Origin of the sequence: Rhodococcus sp. 24CO (assembly GCF_050586165.1) — a bacterium.
In the GTDB taxonomy this organism is placed as follows: Bacteria; Actinomycetota; Actinomycetes; order Mycobacteriales; family Mycobacteriaceae; genus Rhodococcus_F.
Genome location: NZ_JAZFNF010000009.1, coordinates 156773 through 179909 on the forward strand (window position 1 = coordinate 156773; position 23137 = coordinate 179909).

23 protein-coding genes are annotated in these 23137 nt (G+C 62.9%); 17 read left to right on the forward strand and 6 right to left on the reverse strand.

The annotated features are described in order from the left end of the window. Position 1: 1 nt before the first annotated feature. Entirely contained in the window at positions 2 to 832 is an 831-nt protein-coding gene (locus tag V2B23_RS23055) for an RCC1 domain-containing protein (protein WP_430952447.1), read from the reverse strand. A gap of 238 nt (positions 833 to 1070) precedes the next feature. Further along, positions 1071 to 1787, reverse strand: coding sequence for a TetR/AcrR family transcriptional regulator (locus V2B23_RS23060; protein ID WP_430952448.1), 717 nt, complete (start codon positions 1785 to 1787; stop codon positions 1071 to 1073). 94 nt (positions 1788 to 1881) lie between these two features. Between V2B23_RS23060 and V2B23_RS23065 the strand changes: the two genes are divergently transcribed. Genes V2B23_RS23065 through V2B23_RS23075 form a run of 3 tightly spaced genes read left to right on the forward strand, consistent with a single transcriptional unit; the run spans position 1882 to position 4283 of the window. Next, positions 1882 to 2829: an ATP-binding cassette domain-containing protein gene (locus V2B23_RS23065; protein ID WP_430952449.1), complete on the forward strand. Its 948-nt coding sequence runs from the start codon at positions 1882 to 1884 to the stop codon at positions 2827 to 2829. Next, the gene (locus tag V2B23_RS23070; RefSeq protein ID WP_430952450.1) at positions 2826 to 3635 is read left to right on the forward strand and encodes an ABC transporter permease; all 810 of its coding nucleotides are present in this window, start codon (positions 2826 to 2828) and stop codon (positions 3633 to 3635) included. Before V2B23_RS23065 ends, V2B23_RS23070 begins: the two co-directional genes overlap by 4 nt. A gap of 27 nt (positions 3636 to 3662) precedes the next feature. After that, complete coding sequence (locus V2B23_RS23075; RefSeq protein ID WP_430952451.1) at positions 3663 to 4283, forward strand: CG0192-related protein; 621 nt, start codon at positions 3663 to 3665, stop codon at positions 4281 to 4283. On the opposite strand, the gene V2B23_RS23080 is transcribed toward V2B23_RS23075, so the two are convergent. After that, the gene (locus tag V2B23_RS23080) at positions 4280 to 4603 is read right to left on the reverse strand and encodes a type II toxin-antitoxin system VapB family antitoxin (RefSeq protein ID WP_033232977.1); all 324 of its coding nucleotides are present in this window, start codon (positions 4601 to 4603) and stop codon (positions 4280 to 4282) included. The genes V2B23_RS23075 and V2B23_RS23080 overlap by 4 nt on opposite strands. 97 nt (positions 4604 to 4700) lie before the next feature. Between V2B23_RS23080 and hrcA the strand changes: the two genes are divergently transcribed. From hrcA to V2B23_RS23105, 5 genes are all read left to right on the forward strand, one after another. Then, the gene (gene hrcA / locus V2B23_RS23085) at positions 4701 to 5744 is read left to right on the forward strand and encodes a heat-inducible transcriptional repressor HrcA (RefSeq protein ID WP_430952452.1); all 1044 of its coding nucleotides are present in this window, start codon (positions 4701 to 4703) and stop codon (positions 5742 to 5744) included. 79 nt (positions 5745 to 5823) lie between these two features. Next, entirely contained in the window at positions 5824 to 6975 is a 1152-nt protein-coding gene (gene dnaJ, locus V2B23_RS23090) for a molecular chaperone DnaJ (protein WP_430952453.1), read from the forward strand. A gap of 2 nt (positions 6976 to 6977) precedes the next feature. Further along, the gene (locus V2B23_RS23095; protein WP_430952454.1) at positions 6978 to 7739 is read left to right on the forward strand and encodes a 16S rRNA (uracil(1498)-N(3))-methyltransferase; all 762 of its coding nucleotides are present in this window, start codon (positions 6978 to 6980) and stop codon (positions 7737 to 7739) included. 119 nt (positions 7740 to 7858) lie between these two features. Beyond that, positions 7859 to 9097, forward strand: coding sequence for a L,D-transpeptidase (locus V2B23_RS23100; protein WP_430952455.1), 1239 nt, complete (start codon positions 7859 to 7861; stop codon positions 9095 to 9097). Positions 9098 to 9111: 14 nt separating this feature from the next. Beyond that, complete coding sequence (locus tag V2B23_RS23105) at positions 9112 to 9885, forward strand: alpha/beta hydrolase (protein WP_430952456.1); 774 nt, start codon at positions 9112 to 9114, stop codon at positions 9883 to 9885. Here V2B23_RS23105 and V2B23_RS23110 read toward each other — a convergent pair. Further along, complete coding sequence (locus tag V2B23_RS23110) at positions 9877 to 11466, reverse strand: MFS transporter (RefSeq protein ID WP_430952457.1); 1590 nt, start codon at positions 11464 to 11466, stop codon at positions 9877 to 9879. The genes V2B23_RS23105 and V2B23_RS23110 overlap by 9 nt on opposite strands. Before the next feature lie 110 nt (positions 11467 to 11576). On the opposite strand from V2B23_RS23110, the gene V2B23_RS23115 reads away from it, so the two are divergent. The 5 genes from V2B23_RS23115 (at position 11577) to era (ending at position 16294) form a co-directional block, all read left to right on the forward strand. Next, positions 11577 to 12245 (forward strand): TetR/AcrR family transcriptional regulator, encoded by a 669-nt coding sequence (locus V2B23_RS23115; protein ID WP_430952458.1) that lies wholly within the window; start codon positions 11577 to 11579, stop codon positions 12243 to 12245. A gap of 99 nt (positions 12246 to 12344) precedes the next feature. Continuing rightward, positions 12345 to 13433 (forward strand): PhoH family protein, encoded by a 1089-nt coding sequence (locus tag V2B23_RS23120; RefSeq protein WP_430952459.1) that lies wholly within the window; start codon positions 12345 to 12347, stop codon positions 13431 to 13433. A 48-nt stretch (positions 13434 to 13481) separates the two neighbouring features. Next, positions 13482 to 14024, forward strand: coding sequence for an rRNA maturation RNase YbeY (gene ybeY / locus V2B23_RS23125; RefSeq protein WP_033232989.1), 543 nt, complete (start codon positions 13482 to 13484; stop codon positions 14022 to 14024). A 22-nt stretch (positions 14025 to 14046) separates the two neighbouring features. Then, positions 14047 to 15351, forward strand: a complete 1305-nt coding sequence (locus V2B23_RS23130; RefSeq protein WP_430952460.1) for a hemolysin family protein — start codon at positions 14047 to 14049, stop codon at positions 15349 to 15351. Positions 15352 to 15376: 25 nt separating this feature from the next. Further along, the gene (gene era / locus V2B23_RS23135) at positions 15377 to 16294 is read left to right on the forward strand and encodes a GTPase Era (RefSeq protein WP_033232991.1); all 918 of its coding nucleotides are present in this window, start codon (positions 15377 to 15379) and stop codon (positions 16292 to 16294) included. On the opposite strand, the gene V2B23_RS23140 is transcribed toward era, so the two are convergent. After that, positions 16291 to 16851 (reverse strand): TetR/AcrR family transcriptional regulator, encoded by a 561-nt coding sequence (locus V2B23_RS23140; protein ID WP_430952461.1) that lies wholly within the window; start codon positions 16849 to 16851, stop codon positions 16291 to 16293. The two genes, era and V2B23_RS23140, sit on opposite strands and share 4 nt — an antisense overlap. A gap of 5 nt (positions 16852 to 16856) precedes the next feature. Beyond that, positions 16857 to 18281 carry an amidase gene (locus tag V2B23_RS23145; RefSeq protein ID WP_430952462.1) on the reverse strand — a complete coding sequence of 475 codons (1425 nt, stop codon included), beginning with the start codon at positions 18279 to 18281 and terminating at the stop codon, positions 16857 to 16859. Between the two features lie 318 nt (positions 18282 to 18599). Between V2B23_RS23145 and kdpF the strand changes: the two genes are divergently transcribed. The 4 genes from kdpF to V2B23_RS23165 are packed head-to-tail and all read left to right on the forward strand — an operon-like array spanning position 18600 to position 23133. After that, a complete protein-coding gene (gene kdpF, locus V2B23_RS23150) occupies positions 18600 to 18698 on the forward strand; it encodes a K(+)-transporting ATPase subunit F (protein WP_033232997.1) in 99 nt (32 codons plus the stop codon). After that, positions 18698 to 20383 (forward strand): potassium-transporting ATPase subunit KdpA, encoded by a 1686-nt coding sequence (kdpA, locus tag V2B23_RS23155; protein ID WP_430952463.1) that lies wholly within the window; start codon positions 18698 to 18700, stop codon positions 20381 to 20383. Before kdpF ends, kdpA begins: the two co-directional genes overlap by 1 nt. Beyond that, positions 20380 to 22476 (forward strand): potassium-transporting ATPase subunit KdpB, encoded by a 2097-nt coding sequence (kdpB, locus tag V2B23_RS23160; protein ID WP_430952464.1) that lies wholly within the window; start codon positions 20380 to 20382, stop codon positions 22474 to 22476. The genes kdpA and kdpB overlap by 4 nt, the downstream gene beginning before the upstream one ends. A gap of 6 nt (positions 22477 to 22482) precedes the next feature. Further along, positions 22483 to 23133, forward strand: a complete 651-nt coding sequence (locus V2B23_RS23165) for a potassium-transporting ATPase subunit C (protein ID WP_430952465.1) — start codon at positions 22483 to 22485, stop codon at positions 23131 to 23133. Positions 23134 to 23137: the final 4 nt, after the last annotated feature.

Below are 23137 nucleotides of genomic sequence, written 5' to 3' on the forward strand. Positions count from 1 at the left end.
GCTACTTCGGGTAGGTGTTTGTCACCTGAGTGAAGCCATCGTCTCCCCAGGAGACGATGGTGCCGTCGGTCTTCAGGGCCGACGAATGGTTCGCGTCGGCACTGACGGCGGTGAAGCCGCTACCCCTGGGTGTATTCGTGACCTGCTTGTCGTTGTCCCAGCCCCAGGATGTGATGGTGCCGTCGGATTTCAGGGCCACTGAATGGCGTGCGCCGGCGGCGATGGCAGTGAAGCCGCTTCCCCGAGGAGTGCCGGTGACCACCCGGTGGCTGTCGCCTCCCCACGAGATGACGGTGCCGTCGGCTTTCAATGCCACAGAATGATAGTTGCCGGCGGTGATGGCAGTGAAGCCGCTTCCGGCGGGCGTGTCCGTGACCTGCTTGAAGCCGTCGTCTCCCCAGGATGTGATGGTGCCGTTGGCATTCAGCGCCACCGAATGGCTGTCACCGGCGGCGATGGCGGTGAACCCGCTACCGATAGGAGTGTTCGTGACCTGCTTGTAGGTGTCCCAGCCCCAGGAGACGATGGTGCCGTCGGACTTCAGCGCCGCCGAGTGGTAGGTGCCGGTGGCGATGGCGGTGAAGCCGCTCCCGGTGGGGGTGTTCGCGACCAGTTTGGAGCCGTCGTTTCCCCATGAGGTGACGGTGCCGTCGGATTTCAGCGCCAGTGAATGACTGCCACCTTCGGCGTAGGCGGTGAAGCCACTGCCTTGTGGGGCCTTCGCGGCCAGGGCGGAGCCGTCCCATCCCCAGGAAGTCACGTTCCCGAGTGGTTCGACCGGCCGGTCATCCGGTCCGGCCGCAGCGAACGCCACAGCAGCGAGGGTGAGCACACCTCCAGTCAATACGACGGCGAGACCCTGTACGCGACTACCAGGGCGTAATCGGCGCCGGTGAACCATGGCTGTGCCTCTCTGTGCAAAATCCCGCACAGGGGCGGTGCGGCACCGGAGGTAACCACTGAGCAAAGATAACGGACAGTTCGGTTAAAAGCACACATTATTTCTGGCCACTTTTGACCACTATGTACCTGCGGACGAAAATGGCCACTGCGATGTGGTTGGGGCGTGCTCAATTGTTGGGAGCGATGCCGAACAGCAGTGCGTCGATTCCAGCCTCGAAGGCTGTGTTGTTGTCGATCGATTCCGTTGTGGCTGCTGATTCTGTTGTGGCTGCGCCGATATCGGCGCTTGCATAGAGCGCAGCCAGGTGTGGATAGTCGCCGCGAGCGAGTAGTGCACCGATGTGTTCGGCTCCGCTGTTGGCGGACGAACCGGCGGACAGGCCCGCAGCTTCCTGTGCAGCGAAGCTGGTAACCCATCCCGTAAGCAGAGCGATTCCGGTCATTGTCGATGGAGCGCTCAGTCCGGTCGGCGCCAGCGCGCCGACCATCTGGTCGAGGTAACGCATCGACTGGGGGCCGAGGCTCGTCGGCTGGATGTGACTCAACCAGGGGTGCCGGCGGTGAATTGCCCGCGACTGCACGGTGATGGCGAGGACGTCGGTGCGCACGTCTCCGGTCAGTGCCGGGTAGTCGTATTCGGCCCCGACGGAGTCGGCCATGAGTGCCATCAGGTCGTCCTTGCCGTTGACGTATCGGTACAACGACGCGGCGGCCGTGCCGAGTTTCTGCGCTACCAGGCGCATCGACACCGCGCGGAGTCCCTGGTCGTCGGCGATGCGGACACAAGTATCGGCAAGTTGTTCGAGTGTGTAGGCGGGGCGGGGTCCTCGTTTGGCATCCTCGCCTCGCAGCCACAGCGAGGCCGGTGATCCGGCGTTGGTCATAGCACCAAGCATGCCCCACGTCTGTAGTTGCGAACACTGTTCGCAGTTGTCTATTCTTTAATTGCGAACAGTGTTCCCAATTGAGGAGGTTGATGTGCCGGCTATCGAAGCGGAATCGCTCACCAGGTGTTACGGAAAACGCACCGTCGTCGACAGTGTGGATTTGAGCGTCCCTGCGGGGACGGTTCATGCACTGCTCGGACCGAACGGTTCCGGCAAGACGACAATCGTGCGGATGCTTGCCACGCTGTTGCGGCCGAGTGCGGGAACTGCTCGCATTCTCGGCTTCGACACAGTCCGGGGCGCCGCGCAGGTGAAGAAGAACATCGGACTGGTCGGACAATTTCATGCCGTAGACCCCCGTCTGACCGGCGCCGAGAACCTCGCCATGTTTGCCAGGCTCAATGGATGTGCGCCTAAGGCTGCGCGTCTGCATGTGGGTGAACTACTCGAACGATTTGAACTCCTCGATGCTGCCGACCGGCAGGTGCAGACGTATTCCGGCGGCATGCGAAGGCGACTGGACATCGTCGTGGGAATGGTGGTGCGCCCGGCCGTTCTGTTCCTCGACGAACCGACGACAGGTCTCGATCCGCGAAGCCGGCACGAAATCTACGAATACGTAAGAAGTTTCGTGAACGACGGCACGACCGTCGTACTGACCACCCAATACCTCGACGAGGCCGACAAGTTGGCGGACACCGTCACCATCGTCGACGCCGGAAAAGTAGTTGCTGCCGGAACCCCGGACGAGATCGTCCAGGCTGTGGGAACAGGTCTCGACGTGGTGATCGCCGACGAGCATCGATGTGGCGACGTCACCGAGATTGTCGGGCGATTCGGCGGCCGGGCGGGTACTTCTCACGATTCGGCGACGGAACTGTCCTTTGCCTTCAGTGGGCAGTCGATCACGCTGCTGCCGATACTGCGGGCGCTCGACGACGCCGGAATTGCCGTGCAGGACATCGGGCGTCGCCGGGCGACACTCGACGACGCCTTCCTGGCCCTCACCGGCCATACCAGCGAGAGGATTTCCGCATGACCACACCCACCCGAAGTGCCGTCTCGGCGTTCACCGGCACCCGAATCCTGTTCATGCGGATCGTTGCGGTGTATCGCCACGCTCCTGCCCTGGTTGCGGTGACTCTTGCTGCGCCCCTTGGCATGATGCTGTTGTTCGGTTTCGTTTTCGGTGGTGCATTGTCCGGTGGCGCCGACGGGGCCGCGTATCGGTCGTATCTCACTCCGGGTGTACTTGTCCTTGTTGCGTCGATGGGCTTGGTAGTCACCGCATCGACGGTGAATGCCGATCTGCACAGCGGCCTGACCGACCGACTTCGCGCATTGCCCATCCATCCTGTTGCCATGCCTGCCGGTCTGGCCCTGGCGGAAACCGTCACCGGCGCAGTGGCTTTGGCCGCTATGGCGGGAGTCGGGTATCTGTCGGGATGGCGTATCGACGCGTCGGCCACAGACGTGGTGCTTGCGATTGCGCTGCTCATGGCATTCCGATGGGCACTCGCGTGGCTCGGGATCGTGCTCGGCGGCACCATCCGGGATGAGCAGATGCTCCAACAACTCGCCCCGCTGATCTTCGGCACGATCATGCTCTCGAACGTCTTTGTCCCCACCGAGACCATGCCGAGTGTTGTTGCAACGGTGGCCGAGTGGAATCCCGTCAGTGCGGTGGTCGCAGCGCTGCGTGAGCTGTTCGGTTCGGGTACCAGTGTTGCGCCCGATGCCTCGTGGCCCATGCAGCATCCCGTTGCCGCGGCGTTCGGGTGGACTGCGGTGCTGCTTGCGCTCGCAATCCCGATTGCAGTGCGGCGCTACTCGTCATCGCAGTAACCGCACTGTCGCAGTAACCTCACCTGCGTGGCCCTCATACACAGCGCGCAATTGAATCCGTCGAAGATCGACCTGCTCCGGGCGTGGGTGCCCGGGCAACCGTGGGTCGGATCCACTGACCCGTCGAGCCTCGAGCACATCGACGCGTGCCGCTTCGATGATCCGGACGGTGAGGTCGGCATCGAGACGCATTTGCTCCGCACAAGCGGCGGAGCGGTTCTCCAGGTTCCGCTCACGTATCGAGGTGCTCCACTCGCCGGGGCAGAAGCCTTCCTGATCTCCACCATGGACCATTCCGTCCTGGGCGAGCGCTGGGTGTACGACGCCTGCTGCGATCCCGTGTACGTCCGCGCCTTGGCAACGACCATCGTCACCGCGGGAACCGAAGCGGCACTGGAGTTCGCGAATCCCGGCGATGCCCGTGAGGTCACGGCGCATGTGTTGGGTAGCGGGTCCGGCGAGGTTCCCTCGATCGGGGCGGTGAACTGCTCCACCGTGGGTTCGGCAACAACGATCACATCCGGGACGCTGGAACTGACGGTGTACAGAGTGGTCGACGTCGAAGCCGAGTTCCACGGACCTGCCCTGACCGGTACCTGGCCCGGCCAGGCTGATCCCGTCCTACTTGCGTCGCTGCAGATCGGTTAGTGCGAACCTTCGATGATTCCCGGCATCGCGTCGTAGTCGAAGACCCGTGCATGGAGAACGACACGATTTCGCAGTGCTGAACGGACCGCCCGGTGCAGGCCGTCTTCGAGGTACAAGGTGCCCTTCCACTGGACGGCGTGCGGAAAGAGATCGCCGTAGAACGTGGAGTCCTCCGACAGCAGGCGGTCGAGCTCGAGGACCTTGGTGGTGGTCACGATCTCGTCGAGCCGGACCTGACGCGGCGGAAATTTGGACCAGTCACGAAGGGACAGTCCGTGGTCGGGATACGGCTTGCCGTCCATCACGCCCTTGAAAATCATGACTCCACAGTAAGGGCAACACCCGAGACTGGCGCTCGGGCGATTAGACTGCCAGTTGAGATCAGTGCACAGAGCGCGGGAAACGGAGGTCGCAACTATGTCGAGTACCGACGACAGGCGATTCGAGGTTCTGCGCGCGATCGTCGCGGACTACGTCTCCACGCAGGATCCGGTCGGATCGAAGGCTCTGGTCGAGCGTCACAATCTTGGTGTGTCCAGTGCCACCGTGCGCAACGACATGGCGTTTCTCGAAGCCGAGGGCTACATCGCCCAACCCCACACCAGTTCAGGTCGTGTGCCGACAGACAAGGGATACCGCGAGTTCGTCGACCGCATTGCGGACGTCAAACCGCTGTCCGGACCCGAGCGTCGCGCCATTCTGGAATTCCTGGAATCCGGCGTCGACCTCGACGACGTGCTGCGGCGCGGTGTGCGTCTACTGGCTCAATTGACCCGGCAGGTAGCCGTGGTTCAGTACCCGACACTCTCGGCGTCGTCGGTCCGTCACCTCGAAGTGGTGGCGTTGACCCCGGCGAGGCTGCTCCTTGTTCTCATCACCGACTCCGGGCGCGTCGATCAGCGCATCGTCGAGTTGGGTGACGTACTCGTGGACGAGGATCTGTCCAGGTTGCGTGCACTTCTGGGCGGCGCGCTCGAAGGCAAGCGTCTGGCAGCAGCGTCCATCGCTGTCTCCGAACTGGCCGACGAGGCTCCAGACGATCTGCGTGACGCCGTTGTCCGGTCCGCGACGATCCTGGTCGAGACACTGGTCGAGCACCCGGAGGAGCGCCTTGTCCTCGGCGGAACGTCGAACCTGACGCGCAATGCATCCGACTTCTCCGGTCTGGCAGGATTTCCAGGCTCGCTGCGGGCGGTGCTCGAAGCGCTCGAAGAGCAGGTTGTGGTGCTGAAACTGCTGGCATCGACCCAGAACGCCGGGATGGTCACTGTCCGGATCGGTGAAGAAACTCAGGTCGAGCAAATGCGCGGGACCTCCGTGATTTCGACGGGCTACGGTGCGGCCGGTACCGTTTTCGGTGGTGTCGGTGTGCTCGGTCCCACTCGGATGGACTATCCGGGAACAATTGCATCGGTTGCCGCCGTTGCCAGATACATCGGCGAAGTCCTCTCCGAACGATGACGTGTGTCGCCGCAGGCCGACGCTCCTCTTCGTGAGGTACGAGGAAAACTAGAAGTAAGAGAAGGACGAGAGAAAAAACGTGGCACGGGATTACTACGGATTGCTCGGCGTCGACAAGAACGCGACCGATCAGGAACTCAAGCGCGCTTACCGCAAGCTTGCTCGCGAACTGCACCCTGACGTCAACCCCGACGAGGCAGCGCAGGCCCAGTTCAAGGAGATCTCGACAGCGTACGAGGTACTCACCGATCCGGAGAAGCGTCGCATCGTGGACCTCGGCGGCGATCCCCTCGAATCCGGTGGGGGCGGCGGTGGCGGCTTCGGCGGTGGATTCGGTGGCGGCGGCCTCGGCGACGTCTTCGAAGCGTTCTTCGGCGGCGGTGGCGGCGCAGGCCGTGGACCTCGCGGTCGAGTGCAGCCCGGTGCCGATTCCCTACTGCGCACCAAACTGACTCTCGAAGAATGTGCGACAGGCGTCAGCAAGCACGTCACCGTCGAGACCGCGATTCTGTGTGACAGTTGCACGGGCGCCGGCACGAACGGTGATTCCAAGCCTGTCCGTTGTGAGACGTGTAACGGCGCCGGTGAAGTGCAGTCTGTCCAGCGTTCGTTCCTCGGCCAGGTCATGACGTCGCGTCCGTGCCCCACGTGCCGCGGCGCCGGCGAGACCATTCCAGATCCGTGCCACAAGTGTGGTGGTGACGGCCGCGTGCGTGCGAAGCGCGACATCACCGTGAAGGTTCCGGCGGGTGTTGCAGGCGGCATGCGTATCCGTTTGACCGCGCAGGGTGAGGTCGGCCCCGGCGGTGGACATCCCGGCGACCTGTACGTCGAGATCGTCGAGCAGCAGCATGAGGTCTTCGTCCGCGACGGCGAAGATCTGCACTGCACCATTCGTGTCCCCATGGTCGATGCGGCATTGGGTACGACCGTCACCGTCGACACCATCATCGACGGACCCAAGGAAATCTCCATCGAACCCGGCACTCAGCCCGGCCACATCGCGGTCCTGCGTGGACACGGTATGCCGAAGTTGCGGTCCGGTACACGCGGCGATCTTCATGCTCACCTCGAAGTGGTCATCCCGAGCCGCCTCGACAACAAGCAGTCCAAGTTGCTCAAGGAATTCAAGTTGCTCCGCGATCGTGACGAGGCCGAAGTTGTCTCAACGGGGTCGCAGAACAGTGGCGGGTTGTTCTCGCGTCTTCGCGAAGCATTCAGCGGCCGCTGACAGTGGCTGCGACGGTCTTTTTCCTCGACCCCGTTCCGGGCGTCGGTGAGACTGCAGTTCTGGACGGTCCGGAGGGTCGCCATGCGGCGACCGTCCGCCGGATCGGTGTCGGTGAGCGCCTCGTGCTGGCCGACGGCCGTGGCCGCGTCGCCGACGCCGAGGTGACCAGTGCCGGGAAAGACCGCTTGGAACTTCTGGTCAGTGACGTACAGGTGCTCGAGCAACCGAAACCGCTGGTGACGCTCGTTCAGGCACTGCCGAAGGCGGAGCGTTCCGAGTTGGCTGTCGAGTTGGCCACCGAGGCCGGTATCGACGCCGTCATTCCCTGGCAGTCACTGCGGTGCGTCGCCAAATGGGAAGGCGCGAAGCTCACCAAAGGCGTCGCTCGTTGGCGTAGTGCCGCGGTGTCGGCGGCCAAGCAGTCGCGCCGGGCATTCGTTCCGGAGATCGCCGAACTGCACAAGACCGCGGCTGTGGTTGCGCTGGTTCGCGAAGCCGTTGCGCGCGGCGCCGTCGTAGCTGTTCTGCACGAATCTGCGACGACCGCATTAGCCGCGCTGCCACTCGCGAGCGCCGACGAGGTCTTCCTCGTTGTCGGACCTGAAGGTGGGCTCGACGACTCGGAGATCGCCGCACTCTCGGAGGCCGGCGCAACTCCCGTGCTACTCGGCCCGACTGTGCTGCGAACCTCGACGGCCGGTGCAGTTGCATTGGGCGCCATCGGTGTTCTGACCGACCGCTGGGGACCGCGACCACTGCACTGAGCGGTATGTGATCTGAAGCCGATTGAGACCAAGCGCTCAGCGAAGTGTCAGCCAAGACCACTATCGTTGAATTGCCCGGCGATGTTCCGCGGGCTCGTTCGGAAATCTCAGGAGGAAAGATGCGCTCACGTGCGCACAAGCGGGTTGCAGGCGCGGTGGCTGCCGTCGCGGCAATGATGCTGGCTGCGGGGTGCACCGTATCCACTGACGACAAGGCCGATCCGGCTGCGAGTGCTGTTGCCACGACGGCAACCAGTGTCGCTGTCATCTCGGTGTCGCCCGCAGAAGGCGGCACTCCGATCAACCCGCTCGACCCCATCACCGTCGAGGTCGCCAAGGGCACTTTGACGAGCGTCACCCTCACCAATCCCGAGGGTAAGGACGTCGCCGGAATCATCACCCCCGACAAGACGGCGTGGAAGCCGAGTGAACCACTCGGCTACGGCAAGTCCTACGACCTGGTTGTCGATGCAGTCGATTCGAATGGTGTTGCCACAACCAAGAATACGACGCTCTCGACGGTCGCCCCGAGTAATCAAACGCGGGCATACATCAACACCACCGGCGGCGCGTCCATCTCCGAGGGTGGCACGTACGGCGTCGGCACCGTCGTTGCGGTTCACTTCGACGAATCCATCGGAGACAAGGCCGCTGCCGAGAAATCGCTACTGGTGACGACCAATCCGCCCGTCACCGGATCCTGGTACTGGGTGGACAGTCAGAACGTGCACTGGCGCCCACAGGAGTACTACACGCCGGGAACCACGGTGTCGGTGAGCGCGAACATCTACGGCAAAGAGTTGGGTAAGGGTCTGTACGGCGAGCAGGACGACACGGTCGCCTTCACGATCGGTGATTCGCATATCTCCATTGCCGATGACAACACCAAGATGGTGACCGTGTACGAAAACGGTCAGGTGATCAAGGAAATGCCGACGTCCATGGGTATGGGCGGAACCGAAACCATCGGCGACACAACCCTGTCCTTCTGGACACAGCCCGGCACGTACACCGTCATGGACAAGGCAAACCCGGTCATCATGGACTCGTCCACGTACGGCCTGCCCATCAACTCCCGGCTCGGGTACAAGGAGTCCATCAACTGGGCGACGCGTATCAGCACCGACGGTATCTACCTGCACGAGTTGGAAAGCACCGTGTGGGCTCAGGGCAACACCGACACGTCGCACGGTTGCCTCAATCTCAGTGCGGCCAATGCCAAATGGTTCTTCGACTTCGCACAGCCCGGTGACGTCGTCGAGATCAAGAACACCGGTGGCGCTCCGCTCGAAGTGTGGCAGAACGGCGACTGGACCCTGTCCTGGGACCAGTGGGCCGCGGGCAGCGCCCTCGCCTGAGCTAGGTTTTCCTGGTGTCTCGGATCAAGATTTCCTACGGTTCCCACAGTCAGCAGTTCGGTCATCTGTACGTTCCCGACGTCGCTGACGGCCCGGTGCCTGTTGTCATGCAGATCCACGGCGGATTCTGGAGCGGGCAGTACGGGCTGAACCTCGGCACCGCGTTTGCCGTCGAACTCGCGCGAGCTGGTGTGGCGGTCTGGAACATCGAGTACCGGCGCCTCGGAGCCGGCGGCGGTTGGCCGGAGATGTCCACAGACGTGAAAACCGCGTACGCCGCGATTCCCGGGATTGTGGCCGAAGCTTCCGAGATCGAATTCGACCTGACGCAGATTCGCCTTCTCGGGCACTCCGCCGGTGGGCACCTCGCAGTCTGGTTGGCGGGGGAGAAGGACGTGTTCACGCGCCCGGAGCGCGTTGTCGCGCAGGCCGCTGCACTCGATCTCGCGTCGGCGGCCGAGCGTGGTCGACGCATCAGCTACATCGAGGATCTATTCGGCGTTCCCTTCGAATCGGACCCGGATTTGTATCGGAATGCGTCGCCGCAACATCGTCTGCCGATCGGGGTTCCCGTCGTTTGTGTGACGGGCAGCGAGGATCTGCAAGTCCCGGCCAAGGTCAGTGCGCGGTATGTGAAAGCGGCGCAGGCAGTTGGTGATCCCGTGGCATTGCGTGTGGCCCCGGGCGAGGGGCACGATGCGTTTCTCTCGCCCGGGGCCGAGTCCTGGCGCCTCTCCCGTGAACTGGTTCTGGCTGAAGACCCACTGGCTCCGATCAACTCACTCTGATACCAGAGCTTTTCTGCCGGGAAGGATGAACGCGACGACGATCGCGCCTACGAGTAGTGCAAGGCCACCCACCCAACTAGCGGCGGAGATCGCGTCGGCATACGCGGTACCGGCTGCGTCGAGTAGCGGCTGAGCCTGGGCTGCGGCCAACGGGTTGCCGGCCAACTCTTCGGCGACCAGAGAAGCGCCGCCGACAGATTCGCCGGACACTTCGAGCGCGTAGGCGGCTTGCTCGGCCAGTTCGCCGGTCAGTTGCGGGACCTGCATTCCGCCGATGAAACTAGCGATCGAATCTTTGTAGCTTGCAGCAAGAATCGAGCCGAGGATGGCAATTCCGAGTGAACCGCCGAGTTCGATGGCGGTGTCGTTGAGACCGCCTGCTGCACCAAGGTCGTCTTCGGAGAAGTTGTCCATGATGGCGTCGGTGGCCGGTGGTTCACTGAGGCCGATGCCGAGACCGAGCAGGATCAGCGGGACCGCGAACATCCAGTAGCCGGAGTCGCCGTCCACCTGCGTGAGGATGAGGACGCCGATCGCAGCGATCAGCATGCCACCGACGATGGACGCGCGGACACCGATCAGCGGGGTGATCCGGCCGCTCACCATGGCACCGATCGACACGGCAATTGCCAAGGGCAACAGACGGACACCGGTCTCGAGTGCTCCGTATCCGAGAATGAACTGGAATTGCTGCGAGATGTAGTAGATCGCGCCGAATGCGGCCAGGAACAGGAGCAGTACGGCAAGTGTTGCGCCGCCGACGACGCGCTGACCGAGTTTGCGGACGTCGAGGAGTGGTTGGGGATGACGCAGTTCCCAGACGACAAACATCGCGAGGCCGACTACGGCGAGCACTGCTGCGCTGATGGGCCCTGCGGTCCACCCGAAGTGGAAACCGTTGATGATCGAGTAGACAAGTGCGCCGATGGTGACAACCGACAGCGCGCCGCCGATCCAGTCGACGCGGCCGAGGTGCTCGGCCTTGCTCGGCGGCACCAGGAATACGGCGGCCAGGGCAGCAACTGCTGCGATCGGAACGTTGATCAGGAATGTGGCACTCCAGGAATGGCTTTCGAGAATCCATCCGGCCAACAGAGGGCCCAGCGCGATGGCGAGACCCGACGTAGCTGCCCAAGCCGCGATAGCGCGTGAGCGTTCGGATTTCGGGAAGGTCGCGACCAGGAGTGAGAGCGTCGCCGGCATGATGATCGCGGCACCGACGCCCATGATCATGCGGGCCGCGATGACGGCATTGGTGGTGTCGGCGATGCTGCCGAAAACTGCGCCGCCGGCGAAGACCGCGAGCCCGGCGAGCAGGGCCCCGCGGCGACTGTACTTGTCGCCGAGCACGCCGAACAGCAGCATCAACGCGGCGTAGGGGACTGTGTAGCCGTCGATGACCCATTGAAGTTGTGTGCTGGTGAGTCCGAGATCGCGGGTCATGTCCGGCGCCGCGACGATCAGTGCCGTGTTGGCCATGACCACGATCAGCAGGCTCAGGCAGAGCACCCCGAGCGCCGCCCATCGCCGTGCATACGGCTGGCCCATTTCTGTGACCGGTTTGCTCACGAGTGTTGTCATGGCGCGACTCCGTTTCTGATCTATTTGCACAGTGCTGTGTAAGTTAATAACTTGCACATCATTGTGCAACTATCATTGATGTAGATCACACGAGGAAGGCGGACAACGCGTTGACGGAATCGGGAACTGAGTCGCCGGCAACGCGGCCGCGACGCAGTCAAGCGCGGGCGAACCGTAGCCGCATCATCGAAGCGGCGATCACAGCATTTGCAGTCGATCCCGACGCCAGCATGGACGACGTGGCAAAAGCCGCCGGCGTCGTGCGGCGGACCGTGTACGCACATTTCGAGAGCCGTGACGCCCTGATCAACGGAATCGTGGACGAGGCGTCGGCTGATCTGGTGGCGGCGTTGAGCCGTGCGGGGGAGCCGCCCGAGAACCCGGAACTGGCGACCGCCGTGCTGGCGTTGTTGGCGTGGCCCGTGGGAGATCGGTTCCGGGTGCTACTCGGTTTCGCCCGAAAGGAATTGGGTGAGCAGCGCATCCTCGATCTGATGGAACCCGCTCGCGCATTGAGCATCAGGGTTGTCGAGCAAGGCCAGAGAGAAGGTACCTTCTCGACCTATCTACCGGCCGAAACCTTGGTCGCGATGACCGAATCGGTGACCATCACGCTGTTCGACCAGGCCAACAGCGGGGTGATCACGGACTCGGGAGAGTCCTTCGCGATCGTGTGTCTCGTCCTGGTCGGGATCAGCCCGGAGCGCAGCGCGGAGGTAGTCGCGGACGCCTGGAAATGGATCCGAAAGTCGGTGCCGTCCGCTGCGCCCGGGGATTAAGAAGTGGGCGGTGTCGGACTGTGGCGCTAGACTTCGAAGTATCGGAGCCCACGGGTCGAGCGGGCTCTTTCGGACCAGGAAGCAGGCCATATTCTCCACGTGAGTGAACACAGTGAGTTCGGCGGCAACCGTACATCCACTATTCCCGAGCGCGCTCTGTCCCCGGAGCGCACTGTCCGATCGAGTATGGACTTGGCGCCGGAAACCGTGCGTCAGCTCCTGGGATCGACGGACGAAAATCTCACCGCGATCGAACGTGAGCTTTCTGCCGATATTCACGTTCGTGGCGGCACCATCACTCTGTCCGGAACCTCGGCCGACGTTGCTCTCGCGGAGCGGGTATTCGCCGAGCTGGCCGTGCTGGCCAGGCGCGGACAGCCCATCGCACCCGACGCCGTCCGCAGGACCATCGGCATGCTCACCAACGAGGTCGGGGAATCTCCGGCCGAGGTACTCTCGCTCGACATTTTGTCGCGGCGCGGCAAGACAATTCGTCCTAAGACGCTCAACCAGAAGCGCTACGTCGACGCCATCGACGAGAACACGATCGTCTTCGGTATCGGTCCGGCAGGCACCGGTAAGACCTACCTTGCAATGGCCAAGGCTGTGCAGGCCTTGCAGTCCAAGTCGGTCTCACGCATCATCCTGACCCGTCCGGCCGTCGAGGCAGGCGAGCGGTTGGGATTCCTGCCCGGCACGTTGCACGAGAAGATCGATCCGTACCTGCGTCCCTTGCACGACGCCTTGCACGACATGATGGATCCCGAAGCCATTCCGAAGTTGATGGCAGCCGGGGTCATCGAGGTAGCGCCGTTGGCGTACATGCGCGGTCGCACCCTCAACGACGCGTTCATCATCCTGGACGAGGCGCAGAACACCACGGCCGAACAGATGAAGATGTTCCTCACCAGGCTCGGCTTCGGATCGAAGATCGTTGTCACCGGAGACGTCACGCAGGTCGACCTGCCGGGCGGCGCGCGATCGGGCCTACGGGCGGCATCCGAAATCCTCACGGGCATCAACGATATCCACTTTGCGAAGCTCGACAGCAGCGACGTCGTGCGTCATCGATTGGTCTCCGACATCGTCGACGCCTATGAACGCCACGAAACGGATCGCGACGGGGAGCCGAGGCTCGGCAACCGAGCACAACGCCGCGCTGCGCATGCTCATTCACCTCGACGGTAGGCTGAGCGACGCACCAACCCCTACTTTTCCCAGGAAAGAGCGTCGCACATGAGCATCGAGGTCTCGAACGAATCGGGCATGGACATCTCCGAACCGGAGTTGATCAGTGTCGCCCGTTTCGTGATCGCACGGATGGATGTCCATCCGGCGGCCGAGCTGTCGATGGTTCTCGTCGACTCCGCGACGATGGCAGATCTGCACGTCCGGTGGATGGATCTTCCGGGGCCGACCGACGTCATGTCCTTCCCGATGGACGAACTGGAGCCAGGCGGACGCCCAGACTCTCCGGAGCCCGGACCGTCGATGCTCGGCGACATCGTCCTGTGCCCGTCGTTCGCGGCCGATCAGGCAGACAAGGCCGGCCATTCACTGGCCCACGAGCTTGCGTTGCTGACGGTCCACGGGGTGCTGCACCTCCTCGGCTACGACCACGCGGAGCCGGAAGAGGAGAAGGAGATGTTCGGACTGCAGAACAGTCTCCTCGAAGAGTGGTACGAGGATTTGCGTCGGATCGAGCGCGAGGCCGCACTGGCCGAACGCGATCAGAAACTGCTCGGCAAGACCGGGTTCGTCGACGGCGCAGACCGATAATCGAACAGCCGGGGGATCTGTAGTGAGTAGCGCAATCGCGCTGTTGGTACTAGCCGTTGCTCTGGTCCCGGTCGGTGGAATCTTCGCCGCCGTGGATTCGGCGCTCAACACAATATCGTCGGCACGCATCGACGAGATGGCCAAAGAGGAGCGAGCAGGCGCCGAGCGCGTGCAACGCATCCTGACCGATCGTCCGCGATACGTGAATCTCATGGTGCTGCTTCGCATTTTGTGCGAGATCACCGCGACGGTCGTGTTGGCGGGCGCACTCATCGACATCATGTCGATGGGCTGGGCTCTGACAACTACGGCCGCTGTCATGGTGTTGGTCTCGTACGTGGTGATCGGTGTCGGGCCGAGGACACTCGGTCGTCAACATGCGTACTCGATTGCCCTGACTGCGTCGTTGCCGTTGCTGTGGATCGGTGTTCTCCTGGGCCCGATCAGCCGAATTCTCATTCTTCTGGGTAACGCGCTGACGCCGGGTAAAGGCTTTCGGAACGGGCCGTTCGCGTCGGAAATCGAACTGCGCGAACTTGTCGACATGGCGCAGGCCCGTGGCGTCGTGGACGACGAAGAGCGTCGCATGATCCAGTCGGTCTTCGATCTCGGTGACACGTCCGCCCGAGAGGTCATGGTGCCTCGTACCGACATGGTGTGGATCGAGAACGACAAGAGTGCCGGGCAGGCAACGTCGTTGGCAGTGCGCAGCGGACACTCGCGCCTACCGGTGATCGGTGAGAACGTCGACGACGTTCTTGGTGTCGTGTACCTGAAAGACCTGGTGAAACAGACCTATCACCTGCCCGACGGCGGCCGCAGCGTCAACGTGTGTGAGGTGATGCGTCCGGCGGTGTTCGTTCCGGATTCGAAGCCACTCGACAGCTTGCTCGCCGAAATGCAGCGCGACCGCAACCATATGGCGATCCTCGTCGACGAGTACGGCGGAATTGCCGGCCTGGCGACCATCGAGGACGTCATCGAGGAAATCGTCGGCGAGATCGCTGACGAGTACGACGAGGACGAGACACCACCCGTCGAAGATCTCGGGGACGGGATGTTCCGCGTCTCGGCGCGCCTGCCCATCGAGGACCTCGGCGAACTGTTCGATCTGGAATTCGAGAACGACGAAGTCGAGACCGTCGGCGGTTTGATCGGTTACGTGCTCGGCCGGGTGCCGCTACCCGGATCCGAGGTGGAGTACGACGGTTTGATCCTGCGCGGTGAGGGAACGAACACCGGCCGTGGACGTGTACGCATCAGCACGGTTTTTGTGCAGCGTGCGCCTCGCTCGGAAGACGATGCGGCAGAAGACAACGATGACTGAGCGAGATGTTCTACGAGGAGTAGGTATGAGTAAGAAGGAATTCCGGTCGGGGTTCGTGTGTTTCGTGGGTCGGCCCAATACGGGTAAGTCCACGTTGACCAACGCGTTGGTCGGCAGCAAGATCGCCATCACGTCCTCTCGTCCGCAGACAACGCGCCACACGATCCGCGGCATCGTGCACCGCGAGAATTCCCAGCTGATCCTGGTGGACACCCCGGGTCTGCACAAGCCGCGCACCCTGCTCGGCCAGCGCCTCAACGACCTGGTCCGTGATACGTACTCCGAGGTCGACGTCATTTGCCTGTGCATTCCGGCTGACGAGCCCATCGGGCCCGGCGACCGTTGGATCGTGCAGCAGGTCCGTCAGATGGCGCCCAAGACCACGCTGGTCGGCATCGTCACCAAGATCGACAAGGTCAGCCGCGACGCCGTCGGCAAGCAGTTGCTTGCACTGTCCACCCTGCTCGGACCCGAGTGCGAGGTTGTGCCTGTGTCCGCCCAGTCGGGCGAGCAGGTCGAGATTCTGGTCGACGTGTTGTCCGGTCTGATGGACGAGGGTCCGGCCTTCTACCCCGACGGTGAATTGACGGACGAGCCCGAAGAGGTGCTCATGGCCGAACTCATCCGTGAGGCTGCGCTCGAGGGCCTCGGCGAGGAATTGCCGCACTCCCTCGCCGTCGTGATCGAAGAGGTCATTCCGCGTGAAGGACGCACCGAGAAGCAGGGCGAGATGCTCGACGTCCACGCTTTGCTCTACGTCGAGCGACCCAGCCAGAAGGGCATCGTGATCGGCAAGGGCGGCGCACGTCTGCGGGAAGTCGGCACCAGCGCGCGCCTGCAGATCGAGAAGCTCCTCGGTGTGCGGATCTTCCTGGAGTTGCACGTCAAGGTCGCCAAGGACTGGCAGCGCGACCCCAAGCAGTTGGGCCGGCTCGGGTTCTAGGGCGCAGCCCCCTTCAGTACCAACAGGATCGACGACGCGACATCCGCGTTGTCGATACCTGTTGCCAGGCGGCGCAGTTGTAGGCCCACGATCATCGCGACCAGGTAGGACGCGGCGGATTCCGGATCAGGTGCCCCGAGCGCAGTCAGGACTGCGACCGCCAAAGTGTCGTACGCCGCAAAACACTCCGCGGCTATCTGGTGAAGCTCGTGATCGCGGCCAGCGGCAACGAACATTTCGAACGGCGCGATCCGCTCGACCACACCAGCGATGTCCTGCGCGATGCTCTCTGTGGCGGCCGCCGCATCCTCGGCGCTGAGATCCTGGTCACGGTACTGCTCGACGAGCCCCTGAATGCGGGCCGTCTCCTCGGCGGCAAACCGGGACAGAGCGGCCCGGAGCATGTCCGATTGGCTCGGAAAGTGGTACGTGACGGAGCCCAGCGACACCCCGGCGTCGGATGCGATACGACGATTGCTCACACCGGAGATGCCTTCGGTGGCAACAATGTGCAGTACCGCATCGAGGATGCTCGTTCGGATGTCTACTGCGGCCATTGGGCTCACCACCACTGCTGAGGACGACTCTGATCCCATCGGAGCACCGACTCCAATTGCGAGGCGAGCGAAACCAGCAACGGTTCGGTGCTCTCGCTACCCATTAATTGTGCTCCGATCGGCAGTCCGGCGCTGCTGAATCCCGCGGGGATATTGATCGAGGGCCAGCCGAGGACATTCCAGGGCCAGGCATAGGGGCACGCTGCGGTCATCACCTTGTCGGTTTCCCAGCCGCCGATAGCGTCGATAGCGGTGACCGGGATCGGCGGAGTTGCCGTGGTGGGGGCAAGGACAACGTCGTACTTGTCGAAGATCGCTCCGATGCGCCGACGCATTCGCGGCTCGGCTGCTCGGGCGGCGCGCAACGGTGCCCCGCGAAGTAGCTTTCCGCTCTGTGCGTTTCCGCGAGTTCTCGGATCTGCGAGCGCCGGATCAGGGAGGCGCCCGAGCCAATCGTGCACCCCGACCAGTGAGCGTGGCAGGAAGTTCAGTCCGAAGATCAGCCCGTAGGCGGGATCGTCCACGACGACGCGATGGCCGAGACCGCGCAACGTGTCGGCGACGGCATATACAGCCCTTCGCACTTCCGGATCGAGTGTGACCGGTGTGGCGGTAAACGGATTACGCAGGGAGAGAGCGATGTTCAGCCTTCCGGGATCGCGGCCGACTGCGTCGCTGACGGTGAGCGGCGTCGGCGTGTGTAGGTCGCCGTCATGGTTTCCGGCTGCTACGTCGAGGAGAAGGGCGGCGTCGGCGACCGTGCGGGCAAGCGGTCCGTTGACGGTCAGGCCGTAGAAGGCTTCCGCGTCCGGCCACGTGGAGATGCGTCCTCGCTGCGGTTTGATACCGACCAGATTGGTCCAGGCCGCCGGTATCCGGATCGACCCGGCTCCGTCGGAACCGATTCCGGCGCTGACCAATCCGGCTGCAACCGCGGCCGCGGTACCGCCGGACGAACCGCCGGGAGTGTGCTCACGTGACCACGGATTGCGGGTGTATCCGAAGGCGCTACCGCTGGTGAGCGGCCACTGCCCCAGTTCAGGGCTGTTGGTTTTGCCGACGATGACAGCGCCGGCGGCGCGTAACCGTCGAACCATCTCGGAATCTTCCGTCTTGACGGGGAAGTCGCCGGGGCAACCGAATGCGGTGGGCTCGCCGGTGATGTCGACGTCGTCCTTGACCGCGATGGGTACGCCGAGGAGGGGGAGGCGCTCGCCGCGGGCAAGCCGGCGGTCCGCGTCGGCGGCTTCCTCGAGAGCTTTCTGGCGGCGAACGATCTTGAATGCATTGAGTGTCGACTGCGCTGCGTCGATGCGGTCGAGTGTCTCGGTTGTGGCCGTTACGGACGATGTGGCGCCCGACGTCAGGCCGGCTACCTGATCGATCAGGGTAGGGGCATGGCGCAGTTCCGTATGCGGTCTCGGCGGCATTGAACTCCTTAATCCGGAACTTATCGAGCGACCGATCGGCAACGCGTTTTCAGTATTGACGACGGTAGGTTGCGCGTCAAGATTCCGTCAATACGGCTGTTCGCTGTGTAAACGGATCGTCAGAGAGCGTCAAAGCCGACATTTTCCGGTCAAAGCTGGGAGAGCGCTCCTAGTGCGTCATGGCTGCGATGAACTGCAGCACGGTTTTTGATGTCGAAGAGGGAAGCTCATGGCCGACTTGGCCTACGTTGCTCTGATACTGGGTGGTTTTCTCGTGTGCGCGCTGGTTCTTCGCGCCTTACAGGCGAGCGCTCCCAAGTGACGGTCGCCGGCGTTGTCAGCGTCGTGCTGATTGCCGTGGCCGCGGCCCTGGTTGTCTATCTCCTTGTTGCGCTCGTAGATCCTGAGAGGTTCTGATGTCGCCCGCTCTGGCAGCCGGCCTGCAGATAGCGTTTGTCTTGGTTGTATTGGCGATCGCGTACGTACCGGTTGGCGATTACATGGCTCGGGTGTACACCTCGACCCGTGATCTGCGGGTGGAGCGCGTCATCTACCGGGTCGGCCGGATCGATTCACGAGCTGAACAGACGTGGTACGGCTACGCCGCAAGTGTGCTGGGATTCTCGCTCGCGAGTGCGCTCCTGCTCTACTTCCTCCAGCGCGTTCAGGGTGTATTGCCGCTCAGTGACGGGCTGTCCGGGGTGAGCCCTGCTGTAGCGTTCAATACGGCGATTTCCTTTGTGGCCAATACGAACTGGCAGTCCTACACACCGGAAACGACGATGAGCAATGTCGTTCAGCCGTTGGGTTTGGCTGTTCAGAACTTCGTATCCGCAGCTGTCGGTATGGCCGTGGCGATTGCACTCGTTCGCGGTTTCGTCCGGGTGGCGAGGGGCGGTGAGATCGGGAACTTCTGGGTAGACCTCACCCGCGGATGCCTTCGCATCCTGTTGCCGTTCTCGTTCGTGATCGCACTGATCCTGTTGAGTCAGGGCGTGATTCAGTCGTTCCACAGTGGATTTGCGTCGACGGGTCTCGACGGAAATGCCGTCACCAATGCCCTCGCGCCGGTGGCGTCGCAGGAAGCGATCAAGGAACTCGGAACCAACGGCGGCGGAATCCTTGCTGCCAACTCCGCCCATCCGTTCGAGAATCCTACGCCGCTCAGTAACATCGTCGAAATTCTGGCGATCCTGCTGATTCCGGTGTGTCTGACACGGACTTTCGGAACGATGGTCGGTGACCGCAGGCAAGGGTTGACACTGCTCGCCGTGATGGGGCTGCTGTGGAGCGGATTGCTGGCCGTCACCTTGGCTGCTGAATCCGGTGCCCGCGGTGTTGCGGCAACCGCAGCAGGTTCGATGATGGAAGGTAAGGAAGTCCGCTTCGGGATTCCCGGATCGGCATTGTTCGCGGTGAGTACCACCGGAACATCCACCGGCGCAGTCAACTCCGCGCACGACAGTATGTCTCCCTTGGGCGGCGGCGCCGTCCTACTCAACATGCTGCTCGGAGAAATCGCTCCCGGCGGAGTCGGAACCGGTCTGTACGGAATCCTGGTCCTCGCGCTGATCGCGGTGTTTGTCGGCGGACTCCTGGTTGGCCGCACACCCGAGTACCTCGGCAAGAAACTCGGCCGACGTGAAATCACCCTGGCAGCGCTCTCGATTCTGGTGATGCCCGCGCTCGTTCTCATCGGCACCGGCATTACGGTGACACTGGGGTCGACCTTGGGATATCAAGGTAACGGCGGAGATCCGGGCACTCCCGGGTCGATCCACGGCTTCAGTGAGGTCCTCTACGCCTTCGCGTCGGCGTCGAACAACAACGGCAGCGCTTTCGGCGGTTTGACCGTCACGAGCGACTGGTTCCAGTCCTCGCTCGGTATCGCCATGCTGCTGGGACGCTTCCTGCCCATCATCTTTGTGCTCGCCTTGGCCGGAGCACTGGCGTCGCAGAAGAAGGTTGCGCCCACCGTCGGTACCCTGCCCACGTCGGGACCGATGTTCACCGGACTCCTCACCGGCACCGTTGTCCTGGTTGCCGCACTCACATTCTTCCCGGCCCTCGCACTGGGCCCCATCGCGGAGGCGCTCCAATGATCCTGAACACCGAAGAGAAATCTGTAGTGGTGGACAGCGTCGACCATGCCGGCGATTCCCACCACGTCAAGGCCGGCGCATTCAACCCGCGGCAGATGATCACGGCGTTGCCGGACGCCGTCCAAAAGCTCGACCCGCGGCATCTGGCGCGCAACCCGGTGATGTTCGTAGTGTTTGTCGGCTCCGTCATCACGACGGTGATGGCGGTTGCCGAACCGTCCGTGTTCGCCTGGGTGATCACACTGTGGCTCTGGTTCACGGTGATCTTTGCCAACCTCGCCGAATCCGTGGCCGAGGGGCGAGGTAAGGCGCAGGCAGCCAGTCTTCGAAAGGTGAAGCAGGACACCACTGCCCATCGCATCACGCAGAGCGGCGCTATCGAGATGGTGTCCGGTACCGACCTCCTTGTCGGCGATCGGGTGATCGTGGTGGCGGGTGAGGTGATACCAGGGGACGGCGATGTCGTCGAAGGTATTGCGTCCGTCGACGAGTCCGCCATCACCGGGGAATCCGCACCGGTGGTTCGTGAATCGGGTGGTGACCGGTGCGCCGTCACCGGTGGTACGACGGTACTCTCCGACCGCATCGTCGTGGAGATCACGGCGGCACCCGGCCAGTCGTTTGTGGACCGCATGATTGCGTTGGTCGAGGGCGCTTCGCGTCAGAAGACACCGAACGAGATTGCGCTCAACATCCTGCTTGCGTCGCTCACGGTGATCTTCCTGCTCGCGGTGGTTGCTATCGGCCCGATGGGGCTGTACGCCGGGCACGAGCAGGATCCGATCAAACTGATCGCCCTTCTGGTGTGCCTCATTCCGACAACGATCGGCGCTCTGTTGTCCGCTATCGGCATCGCCGGGATGGACCGTCTGGTGCAGCGCAACGTGCTTGCGATGTCGGGACGTGCCGTCGAAGCTGCCGGGGATATCGACACCCTGTTGATGGACAAGACCGGAACCATCACGTTCGGCAATCGCCGGGCCACGTCGCTGCATCCCGCTCCGGGTGTCTCGGCGTTCGAACTTGCTGCCGCAGCGCGGTTGTCGAGCCTGGCGGACGGAACTCCCGAGGGCCGAAGCATCGTCGAACTGTGCGCCGCGCAGTTCGGCCTGGGAACCGAACCGACAGCGGAGGAGAACCGGACCGAGTTCGTTCCGTTCACAGCGCAGACGCGTATGAGCGGACTGGATCTGCCTGGTCGGGAGATCCGTAAAGGCGCGGCCGATGCCGTCCTGGGCTGGATTGCGCGAAAAGGCGGAACAGCCGATGTTGCAGTCACCGATTCCGTGGGCGAGATAGCGCAGGCGGGTGGTACACCACTTGTTGTCGCGGCAGCTGAGGGTGAGACGGCATCGGTTCTGGGCGTCATCGCACTCTCGGACGTCGTCAAACCCGGTATGGCGGAGCGGTTTGCGGAACTGCGCGCCATGGGAATCCGCACGATCATGATCACCGGTGACAATCCGTTGACCGCCAAGGCCATTGCCGATGAAGCTGGTGTGGACGACTTCATGGCGGAAGCCACGCCGGAAGACAAGCTTGCGCTGATCCGAAAGGAACAGGAGGGTGGTCGTCTCGTGGCCATGACCGGCGACGGTACCAATGACGCTCCCGCACTGGCACAATCGGATGTCGGTGTTGCGATGAACACCGGTACCTCGGCGGCCAAAGAGGCCGGTAACATGGTGGATCTTGATTCCGATCCCACCAAGTTGATCGAGATCGTCGAGATCGGCAAGCAGTTGCTGATCACTCGCGGCGCCTTGACCACGTTCTCGCTGGCAAACGACCTCGCGAAGTACTTTGCCATTCTGCCGGCTCTGTTCAGTGGTATCTATCCACAGTTGGATGCGCTGAACATCATGCGACTGGCCACTCCCGAATCGGCAATCGTCTCGGCCGTGATCTTCAATGCGCTCGTGATCATCGCGTTGATTCCGCTGTCCCTCAAGGGGGTTCGATACCGGCCGTCGACGGCGTCGGCGCTGCTCGGCCGAAACTTGCTCGTGTACGGGCTCGGCGGTGTGATCACGCCGTTCATCGGTATCTGGCTGATCGATCTTGTTGTTCGTTTGATTCCCGGGATTGGGTGACCTGCCATGCGTTTCACTATCGGATTTGCCAAACAGGCGTGGGCGGGCCTTCTCGTTCTGCTGTCTCTCACCGTGATTCTCGGCGTGATCTATCCCGCCGCGGTGTGGGGAGTGGGCCGCATCAGTTCCGGTTCCGCTGAGGGATCACCCGTGACCGACGCGGCCGGGTGTGTGGTCGGAAGTGCTTGGGTAGGAATCGATCCGCAGGTGCCGGAGGGCGCGCGCGATCCGTTCTTCCACAACCGAGTTGTCGGCTCGGTTGCGGACGAGGATCCTTTTGCGACGGGTGATCCTGCGGCTGCGCTGCCGTCGAACCAGGGGCCCAGTAGCGAGATTCTTGCCGACTTCATCGTCGAGCGTCGGGCCGCCATCGCAGATCGCGAGGGTGTAGACCCGTCATCCGTCCCGGTCGATGCCGTCACCGGCTCGGGCTCGGGCATCGATCCGCACATCAGCCCCGCCTACGCTCAGCTTCAGGTGCCCCGGGTTGCCACGATCAACGGGATATCCGAAGACGCGGTACGGGAATTGGTGAGCGAGCACACCGACGGGCGTCAGTTGGGCTTCCTCGGTGAGGAGCGCGTCAACGTCCTCGAGCTGAATCTGGCTCTCGGATTGACGGCGCCTGCGTGTGCCACGTCCAGCACTGGTGGATGATTGT

Coding starts and splice junctions, on each gene's coding strand:
- V2B23_RS23165 (WP_430952465.1), top strand. CDS start 22,483: ATGCGTTTCACTATCGGATTTGCCAAACAGGCGTGGGCGGGCCTTCTC.
- hrcA (WP_430952452.1), top strand. CDS start 4,701: ATGTCGAGTACCGACGACAGGCGATTCGAGGTTCTGCGCGCGATCGTC.
- V2B23_RS23110 (WP_430952457.1), bottom strand. CDS start 11,466: ATGACAACACTCGTGAGCAAACCGGTCACAGAAATGGGCCAGCCGTAT.
- V2B23_RS23080 (WP_033232977.1), bottom strand. CDS start 4,603: ATGATTTTCAAGGGCGTGATGGACGGCAAGCCGTATCCCGACCACGGA.
- kdpB (WP_430952464.1), top strand. CDS start 20,380: ATGATCCTGAACACCGAAGAGAAATCTGTAGTGGTGGACAGCGTCGAC.
- V2B23_RS23100 (WP_430952455.1), top strand. CDS start 7,859: ATGCGCTCACGTGCGCACAAGCGGGTTGCAGGCGCGGTGGCTGCCGTC.
- ybeY (WP_033232989.1), top strand. CDS start 13,482: ATGAGCATCGAGGTCTCGAACGAATCGGGCATGGACATCTCCGAACCG.
- V2B23_RS23140 (WP_430952461.1), bottom strand. CDS start 16,851: ATGGCCGCAGTAGACATCCGAACGAGCATCCTCGATGCGGTACTGCAC.
- era (WP_033232991.1), top strand. CDS start 15,377: ATGAGTAAGAAGGAATTCCGGTCGGGGTTCGTGTGTTTCGTGGGTCGG.
- V2B23_RS23145 (WP_430952462.1), bottom strand. CDS start 18,281: ATGCCGCCGAGACCGCATACGGAACTGCGCCATGCCCCTACCCTGATC.
- V2B23_RS23070 (WP_430952450.1), top strand. CDS start 2,826: ATGACCACACCCACCCGAAGTGCCGTCTCGGCGTTCACCGGCACCCGA.
- V2B23_RS23060 (WP_430952448.1), bottom strand. CDS start 1,787: ATGACCAACGCCGGATCACCGGCCTCGCTGTGGCTGCGAGGCGAGGAT.
- kdpA (WP_430952463.1), top strand. CDS start 18,698: ATGTCGCCCGCTCTGGCAGCCGGCCTGCAGATAGCGTTTGTCTTGGTT.